This window comes from Pokkaliibacter plantistimulans (assembly GCF_003194385.1).
GTDB lineage: Bacteria > Pseudomonadota > Gammaproteobacteria > Pseudomonadales > Balneatricaceae > Pokkaliibacter > Pokkaliibacter plantistimulans.
Genome location: NZ_LAPT01000029.1, coordinates 63,423 through 71,527, shown reverse-complemented (window position 1 = coordinate 71,527; position 8,105 = coordinate 63,423). Strand labels below are relative to the sequence as shown.

The 8,105-nt window shown below is 51.5% G+C and carries 8 protein-coding genes; 2 read left to right on the top strand and 6 right to left on the bottom strand.

From position 1 onward, the window contains the following. The 3 genes from WH50_RS07555 to WH50_RS07550 form a co-directional block, all read right to left on the bottom strand. The coding region (locus tag WH50_RS07555; RefSeq protein ID WP_133251274.1) for a hypothetical protein at window positions 1–540 on the bottom strand (540 nt) is incomplete at its 3' end. After that, a complete protein-coding gene (locus WH50_RS26080) occupies window positions 537–719 on the bottom strand; it encodes a hypothetical protein (protein WP_133251273.1) in 183 nt (60 codons plus the stop codon). The genes WH50_RS26080 and WH50_RS07555, both read right to left, overlap by 4 nt. Window positions 720–772: 53 nt before the next feature. After that, the gene (locus WH50_RS07550; protein ID WP_133251272.1) at window positions 773–1,660 is read right to left on the bottom strand and encodes a hypothetical protein; all 888 of its coding nucleotides are present in this window, start codon (window positions 1,658–1,660) and stop codon (window positions 773–775) included. Between the two features lie 470 nt (window positions 1,661–2,130). On the opposite strand from WH50_RS07550, the gene WH50_RS07545 reads away from it, so the two are divergent. Continuing rightward, window positions 2,131–3,339, top strand: coding sequence for a multidrug effflux MFS transporter (locus WH50_RS07545; protein WP_243410025.1), 1,209 nt, complete (start codon window positions 2,131–2,133; stop codon window positions 3,337–3,339). A 25-nt stretch (window positions 3,340–3,364) separates the two neighbouring features. Here the strand turns inward: WH50_RS07545 and WH50_RS07540 are convergent, their stop codons facing one another. The 3 genes from WH50_RS07540 to WH50_RS07530 form a co-directional block, all read right to left on the bottom strand. Continuing rightward, window positions 3,365–4,270: a DMT family transporter gene (locus tag WH50_RS07540; protein WP_110186763.1), complete on the bottom strand. Its 906-nt coding sequence runs from the start codon at window positions 4,268–4,270 to the stop codon at window positions 3,365–3,367. A 218-nt stretch (window positions 4,271–4,488) separates the two neighbouring features. Then, window positions 4,489–5,415 (bottom strand): allantoinase PuuE, encoded by a 927-nt coding sequence (puuE, locus tag WH50_RS07535; RefSeq protein ID WP_243410024.1) that lies wholly within the window; start codon window positions 5,413–5,415, stop codon window positions 4,489–4,491. After that, window positions 5,412–6,794 carry a uracil-xanthine permease family protein gene (locus tag WH50_RS07530; RefSeq protein ID WP_110186762.1) on the bottom strand — a complete coding sequence of 461 codons (1,383 nt, stop codon included), beginning with the start codon at window positions 6,792–6,794 and terminating at the stop codon, window positions 5,412–5,414. Before WH50_RS07530 ends, puuE begins: the two co-directional genes overlap by 4 nt. 415 nt (window positions 6,795–7,209) lie before the next feature. On the opposite strand from WH50_RS07530, the gene WH50_RS07525 reads away from it, so the two are divergent. After that, entirely contained in the window at window positions 7,210–8,064 is an 855-nt protein-coding gene (locus WH50_RS07525; RefSeq protein WP_110186761.1) for a MurR/RpiR family transcriptional regulator, read from the top strand. The last annotated feature ends 41 nt before the right edge of the window (window positions 8,065–8,105 follow it).

The window sequence follows — 8,105 nt, the reverse complement described above, 5'->3', positions numbered from 1 at the left end:
TTTTAACTTGGCGAATTTTTTCTGAAGAATTGCAATCATTCTTTCAATCTCCGCCCAGTCCCTGATAAGAGCTGCCTGGTAGCAACGCATAATACTTGCCCAGCTTCCTTGCTCTGCTACTGCTGAGCTTTTTTCTTCGGTAAGTCGAGCAAATAGCGGATATAACGTCGTAGCATCACAACACAATGGCAGTGCGAACTCTGGAAGAGATGCTGTCCCTCCCAGTACAAATGTACCCGTACTGTTCTCCAGTGCTTTAATTATCGCCAAGGAGGACAAGTAATATAATTCTTTTGCTCTGTTTATATCAGAGTTTATTTTTGCTTCGTATATGGCTAATTGCCCTAATTGAATGCGTAATGTCAATAGATCAACTGTATATGATTTTCCGTTACTGTAATCTACGGACATCATATTTACTTGCTCCTTGTTAGACCCAAGGATAGTAATTATTTCGACTCCGTTACCATGTACGGCGGTATTTATATCTCTGTCTCTGTCTCTGTTTTTGTTAAATTTACATTCTAATTTGATAGTCATTTGATCGGTACCATAACAAGTGACTGTGCATTTTTATCTACGGCGGTAACAAATTTTGCAATATTTCCGGTTTTTAGTGCATTAACGATAGTTAAGCCAGCATTATTTTTACTAGGATCGCTTGTTCTGCGCAGCTCGTCTGCGATTATTGCTAATGCTGAACTACGAACAGTACTCAAAAAGTACCACATCATAAGAAGTAACACTATCTTATAGAGTGAAAATCAATACTCTATTTCCATATATGGCTATCGTTCATGTATTCATCGTCTATTAAATTGAATTCAGGAACTTTAAATACGGTCCCTATAGGAGGTGGGCGTTGATAATCCTTTTCTTCATGTATTCCTACTCTGAGTTTATAGGCCTTTTCAGGATCAAAAAAAGCATCAGCTCCAAGATGGTTCTTAACGATGCTTGTTAAGTTGATAACTTTCTCTGGATTGATCACTACATCATTTATATCTGATGTTAGTTGAATATATACTGCACTCTCCGATAGCTTTTCAACCCTGAATACGGGGCAGGATAATAAATTTTCCATGCCAAAAAGTTCAACATATGCAGGGCCAAAGGCAGTCCCCCAATATATGTCAGGTAGCCAATGGCGTAGTGTATGAGTATTTAGCGATTTTCGTTCCAGCTCTATAAATGCACCTTCAAACAAGTCATGAGCTCGTTTCGCTTCTTTATATTGAGCAGATACAGTATCAAGAATGGCGATGTCGCCATCTGTCTCTAACATTGATCTACACATATATTGTACTAGTTGCTCCTGGTTTACATCCTTGAGCTCACATTCAAAAGTTTCTACTGAGTGTGTATCTAGCAGATAATCAACGCCGCTTTTCCAGGCAACAAGAAAGCTACCAAAGGTTTTTGGTTTGCTACTGCGTTTCCAATGAACGCTGTCCGCTGCACCGTATCTATCATCAGGAATAAACTCCTCTTTAGTCGTGTTGATAAAATCCCTTCTAAAAGGTTCCCACCACCCCCACTTTTCTATTTTATAGTCCTGAAGTATGTCTACATGTAATTGTAATCGATGAAAAAAGTCTTCAGGCTTTTTCATTGAACGTCTACTGAGAATGTTCAAGTGTACGGGTTGTTTAAACTTCATTTAATCACTCTTTTTTATATAACTGGAGGCTGAATAAAAGTGGATATCTCACCACCATCTCTTATTTAAATGAAAATTTAACCGGTTCAAGGGGTTTCTGGATATCTAATGTCGTCCTGACATTAATTTATTTAGAAGACTTTAGCTATACCTCATTTCTGCATACTGTGTCTTTACTGCAACTACCCTTGAGATAAAGAAGGCCGGTAAACAGGCGGGCTGCTTTTGGCAGTAATAACAGGCAGCTAGCTGACCACCAGCTCCGTGAGCAACATCATTGTGAGTCTCTTCACTGGTTCCGAATTAGCTGCGATAACAGCGGGGCTATCGCCATACCGCTGTGTGGAGGCGCAGCGACGAACCCATTACCTGACCTCATCCGCCTTCGTCGAAATAATCGATTTAACCTGACGCTGTTGCTAGGTAAACTGGCGCGCTTTTTCCCATTTTCTGCAAAGAGTGAGCTGGTTGTGACAACCTCTGCCTTAGCCCGTCCCCGATCACCGTGGCTGCTGATTATTCTGATGGCGCTGGTGATGTTCGGCCCGATGGCCATTGATATCTTCCTGCCATCTATTCCCGCCATGATGCTCGATTTCAACGCACCCGGTAGTGCCTTGCAGGCAACCATCACGCTATTTCTGCTGACCATGGGGTTAGGGCAAATTGTATTGGGGCCGCTGGTGGATCGTATCGGGCGCCGGCCCGTGCTGATCGCAGGCATCATCTGTTACGGTTTGGGGGCATTTATCGCAGCGCAGGCAGGGAGCCTTGAAGGCTTGTATGCCGGCCGTGTGCTGCAGGGTATTGGCGCCTGTGCAACTTCCATCGTGACCATGGCTGCGGTCCGCGATACGTTTGATCCTGAAAAAGGCGCTCGTATCTTCAGCTATCTGAACGGTGTGCTGTGTATCGTTCCTGCTCTGGCGCCGATGCTGGGTGGTTTGCTGGCGTTGCAATACGGCTGGCGTTCCAACTTTTTCTTTATGGGTATTTTTGCCGTGGCGACCGGGATGCTGGTGTTGTGGCGCTTCCCTGAAACCCGCCCTGATCACACGGACAGCAGTGGCCGGCTTTACCAGTGGCAGCGATATCGCAGTGTACTGTTCAGCCGCTTCTTCCTTTATTACGCGCTGGTGTGTGCAGCGGCGATGACGCTGATCATCACTTATGTTACCTACGCTCCGGTTGTGCTGATTGATGGCCTTGGTCTGTCGCAGATTGCCTTCAGCCTGTGGTTTGGTGGCAATGCCTGTATCAATATTCTCGGCTTTGTACTGGCTCCGCGGCTGACGGCAACACTGGGCAGAAAGAAGATGGTGACACTGGCGCTGTGCATTATGCTGACTGGCGGGCTGGCTGAGATCGCCGGGGTGCTGTGGCTGCAGCTGGGAGCGATGACTTATATGCTGCCTGCCTCGATGATCTGCCTCGGTTTTTCACTGGGGCTGGGCTGTGCATCGAGCCTGGCGCTGGAGCTGTTTCCTGAAAAGGCGGGAACGGCATCGGCTTTGCTGGGGTGTATTCAGCTGACCATTTCTTCGGCACTGGCCAGTCTGGTGCAGCAAACGGCATTAAGCGGATCGCTGGCAGTGATGGGGCTGACGCTGTTGCTGATTCCTGCGTTACTGTTTATGCGGCACACCATGACGGCTGAGGAGAATAGGGCAGGTCACTGACCCTATTCACCTGTGTGAAGGCTGATCAGACGTTCAGCACGCCGATCACACTGACAATGATGGCTGCCATCCCCAGATATTCCCTGAGGCTGAAGCTCTCCTTGAAGATGCGTAAAGCGATGATCAGGGTGAAGAAGAACTCGACCTGGCCCAGGGTTTTCACCAGTGCGGGGTTCTCCAGGGTCATGGCGGTAAACCAGCCAATCGAGCCACACATACTGGTAATTCCTACGCCCAGTACCAGTGGCCAGTGACTGAACATGTGTCTGAGCTCTGCCGGTGTTCTGGCGGCCTGATAGCTGACGATCAGCACACATTGAATACTGATCATGGTGGCTAGTGTCATTGCCGCACTGGCCACCTTGTCGGTTTCCAGCGATAAGCTGGCCTGTCGTAACCACAATGATGACAGTGCAAAGCACACTCCCGTTGCCAGACCGTAGGCCGCTGACTTGGAAGTCAGCAGCGCTGCAATCCGGCTGGCCATCCCTCCGCTCGCATCACCGCGCGGGCTCAGCAGTAAAATACCGATGGCGCCCGCACCAACGCTCAACCATCCCAGTAACGTCAGTGGTTCGGCAAAGAACAGAGCTCCCAGCAAGGCGACCATGATGGCTTCTGACTTGGCGTAGCTGATGCCAACGGCGAAATTGCGCTGCTGGAACAGCTTGACCATAAAGACGGTGGCAAGAATTTGCGCCACCGCTGACATGGCTGCGAAGGTCAAAAAGGTCGCCTGCACCTGCGGGAAATCGACAGAGCGGATATGCAGCACTGCACTCAAATACAGCCAGGCCAGAGGCAGGGTGTAGAAATAGCGCGCCAGGGTGGTCGTCATGGCGGAGGTTCGGGTAGATAACTGCTTTTGCATTCCCGTGCGTGCAGCCTGCATCAGCGCGGCAAACAGGGTCAGTCCAATCCAGGCGGACATGGTAGGTCTCCTCAGGTGATGGGCGCAGTCTAGGCGTCATCAGTGGAGGAATAAAATGGTAAAAAGTGATGCGGTCTATTCCTCAGGGGAATAGAACTGGAGGAGAAGAAAAGGCACAGGAATGATGAAGGGGAGTGCCAGAAAACCCCTTCCATACCGAGGGCAGTCTGGAAGGGGGACGGCCGTGTGCTTGAATCAGGCCGTATTTCTGGCATGCACTACTTTACTGGCTGGTAAGGGTGATGTTCCTGCCAGTGGCGGGCAATTTGTTCGCGTGTACAGATCCACACATCACTGTGCTGTTGAACGTAGTCGAGGAAGCGAATCAGCGAAGCTGCCCGGGCGGGGCGACCCACCAGCCGGCAGTGCAGTCCGACAGACAGCATCTTCGGGCTGGTAGCGCCTTCTGCGTACAGTACATCGAAGGCATCCTTGAGGTAGGTGAAGAACTGATCGCCGCTGTTGAACCCTTGCGGTGACGCGAAGCGCATATCGTTGGTATCCAGGGTATAGGGCACGATCAGCTGAGGTTTGCCGGTGATGTCACACCAGTAAGGCAGATCGTCGGCGTAGGAGTCGGCGTCATACAGAAAGCCGCCATTCTCTACTACCAGTGCATGGGTTTGCGGACTGGTGCGCCCGGTGTACCAGCCCAGCGGACGTTGACCGGTCAGCTTCTCGTGCCAGTAAATGGCCTTTTCCATGTCTTCGCGTTCGGCTTCGATGCTGTAGTTCTGGTAGTTAATCCAGCGATAGCCATGGCTGGCAACCTCCCAGCCTGCCTTGAGCATAGCTTCTACCGCTTGCGGGTGGCGCTGCATGGCCATGGTGACGCCATAGACGGTCAGCGGTAACTGACGCTCGGTAAAGATTCGATGCAGACGCCAGAAGCCTGCCCGGCTGCCGTATTCATAGATCGATTCCATACTCATATGGCGCATGGAGGGGATGGGCTGTGCGGCGACCATTTCCGATAAAAAGGCTTCTGAGGCCGCATCCCCATGGAGAATGCAGTTCTCCGCCCCTTCTTCGTAGTTGAGTACAAACTGCAGGGCAATACGTGCCTTGCTCGGCCAGTTGGCATGGGGAGGCTGGGCTCCGTAGCCAATCAGGTCGCGTGGATAGTCACCGAGAGGTTCCATCATGCTGAGGCTTCCTTCTTGTTCATGGCGGTCTCTTCCTCTGCTTCAGTGACAGGGTCAAGCTCGGGTAGCAGCAAGGTGCAGAGAATGGCTGTCAGACCACCGGTAGTAATGGATGAGGAGAATATTTTCTGTGCCAGTTCAGGCAGACCTTTGAGCAGATCAGGCACCAGCGTAACACCAAGGCCAAGTCCGAAGGAGATGGCGACGGTGAGGACCTTTTTCCGGTTGAACTGTTCGCTGGCCAGAATGCGGATACCGGCGACGGCGATGGTGCCAAACATCAGTGTGGTTGTTGCGCCCAGTACGGGTTTGGGGATGGTCTGCAGCAGTGCGCCAATCCATGGGAACAGGCCGAGCAGGGTCAGGATCGCGGCGACAAAAAAGCCCACATGGCGACTTGCCACACCTGTCAGCTGAATCACCCCGTTATTCTGACTGAAGGTGGTATTGGGGAAGGTATTGAATACGCCTGCCAGCAGCGAGTTGAAGCCATCGCCAAGGACGCCGCCCTTGATACGCTTTTCATACAGCGGCCCGGCGAATGGCTGACGGGAAACGCGCGAACTTGCGGTCAGATCGCCCACGGTTTCAATGGCGGTAATGACAAAGATAAATGCCAGTGGCAGGAAGGCTTCCCAGCTGAAGCTGAAACCGTATTTGAATGGTTCAGGAATGGCCATGACCGCCACGCCGTCCAGCGATGGTGTATGCATCTTGCCTGTGGCAGCCGCTACCAGACAGCCAGCAACCAGACCAATGAAGATGGCTGACAGACGCAACATGGGGTAGCGGGAAAGTTGAAAGATCAGCACCAGCAGAATAACCAGTGCTGCCAGACCGAGATTACCGGGGCTGCCGAAGTCCTTGGCACCAAAGCCACCGGCGATGTCGGTAATACCAACTTTGATCAGACTCAGACCGATCAGGCATACCACAATTCCGGTCACCGTTGGGGTGATGATGCGGCGCAGTTTGCCAAGAAACTGGCTCAGGATCATCTCGATCAGTGAGCCGACCATGCACACACCGAAGACCGTAGCGAGGATGTCTTCGCTGCTACCGCCCTGGGCTTTGACGGTCATGCCTGCGGCGATGACACCACCGACAAAGGAGAAGCTGGTGCCTTGAATGCTGAGCAAGCCCGAGCCGACCGGGCCAATCCCTTTGACCTGAATAAAGGTGGCTACGCCTGAGACAAAGAGCGCCATGCTGATCAGATAGGGGATTTCTGCTCCCAGACCGAGTACACCACCGACGACCAGCGTTGGCGTGATAATGCCGATAAAGCTGGCTAGCACATGCTGGAAGGCCGCCAGCAAGGCGGCTGCAGCGGGGGGGCGGTCATCGAGCTGATAGATCAGATCGGTAGAGGACGACATGGTCTGCTCCTTGTAGAATCTGCACAGGTTAGGGGCTGCACTGGCTGCAGAGCATGTGTCTGAGCAGGTTGTCTGACATCTGGCTTTTTCTTTCAGCTACCTGAGCATGGTTTGTTGCTGAAAGAGTGAGCTGATGTCGTACTTGCCCAGCACATCCAGTGTCCTTCTGCTTCAAGTGCAGATACTGGCGCGCCGAAGTGAGCGTGGTGATGCTGATACAAAATATTCAAGTTCTGTGCCATGGGGCTGTATATGCCATGAATGCTGGCATGAGCTTTGAAACGATCATTTCGTTTTCTTGTTTTGTTGACTGAATGGTAAGTTTTTTGCGCCACGACTGTGCGTTTAAACGACTTTCAGGCACTAGGGCGGGGCATCTGCCTGTCATCGCCAGTACTGACGTCATGGGAGAGGTATGAAGCAGATTGATCAACGGGTGAAAGCGCAGTATCAGGCACTGACCCAGCAGGAACAAAAGGTGGCGGATTTTATTCTCGATCACCTCGATGATTTTGCTATCTATAACTCGGTGGAGCTGGCCCGGGTCTGTCAGGTGTCGAAAGCGACAGTCAGCCGTTTCTTCAAACGCCTGGGTTACAAGGATTTTCGTGATGTGCGTCTGCAGTCTCGCCAGTTGCGTCAGTCTGGTGTACCTCTGACCGATATGGAGGCCATTGTTGCCGGCAATACGTTGCTGGAGCGCCACTATCAGCGCGAAACAGAGAATCTGCTCGCCTGGATGCGAAAACTGACGCCTGAACTGTTCGAGCAGATTGTCGGCGCCACTCTGAATGCCAGACGTATTCTGGTGCTGGGCTATCGCAACAGTTATCCGGTGGCATTGCACCTGCGTCAGCAGTTGCAACAGGTACGCGGTGGTGTGGGGCTTGCTCCGCAACCCGGGCAGTCACTGAGTGAGGAGCTGGCAGAGCTGGGTAAGGAAGACCTGGTGATTGCCATTGCCTTTCGCCGCCGTATCAAACTGCATGACAAGCTGATGCCCCTGCTGAAGAAGCGAGGAATCCCGCTACTGATGATCTCTGATGCCACGGCGATGAAGCTGTCTGAACATGCCACCTGGTGGTTGGAGTGTCCTCTGGATAGTGTCTCCGCTTTTGACAGCTACAGTGCGGCAATGAGCATGATCAATGTGCTGGCTAACGCACTGCTGCATCAATGTCTGGAGCAGGGGCGCGCCCGCATCAGTCAGATCAGTGATATCTATGAGGAGCTGGATGAACTTTCTCTGACAAGTATTAATCTGGAATAGCGCTTTCCCGGCACTGACGCTAGACTGGTTCGATGTATTGC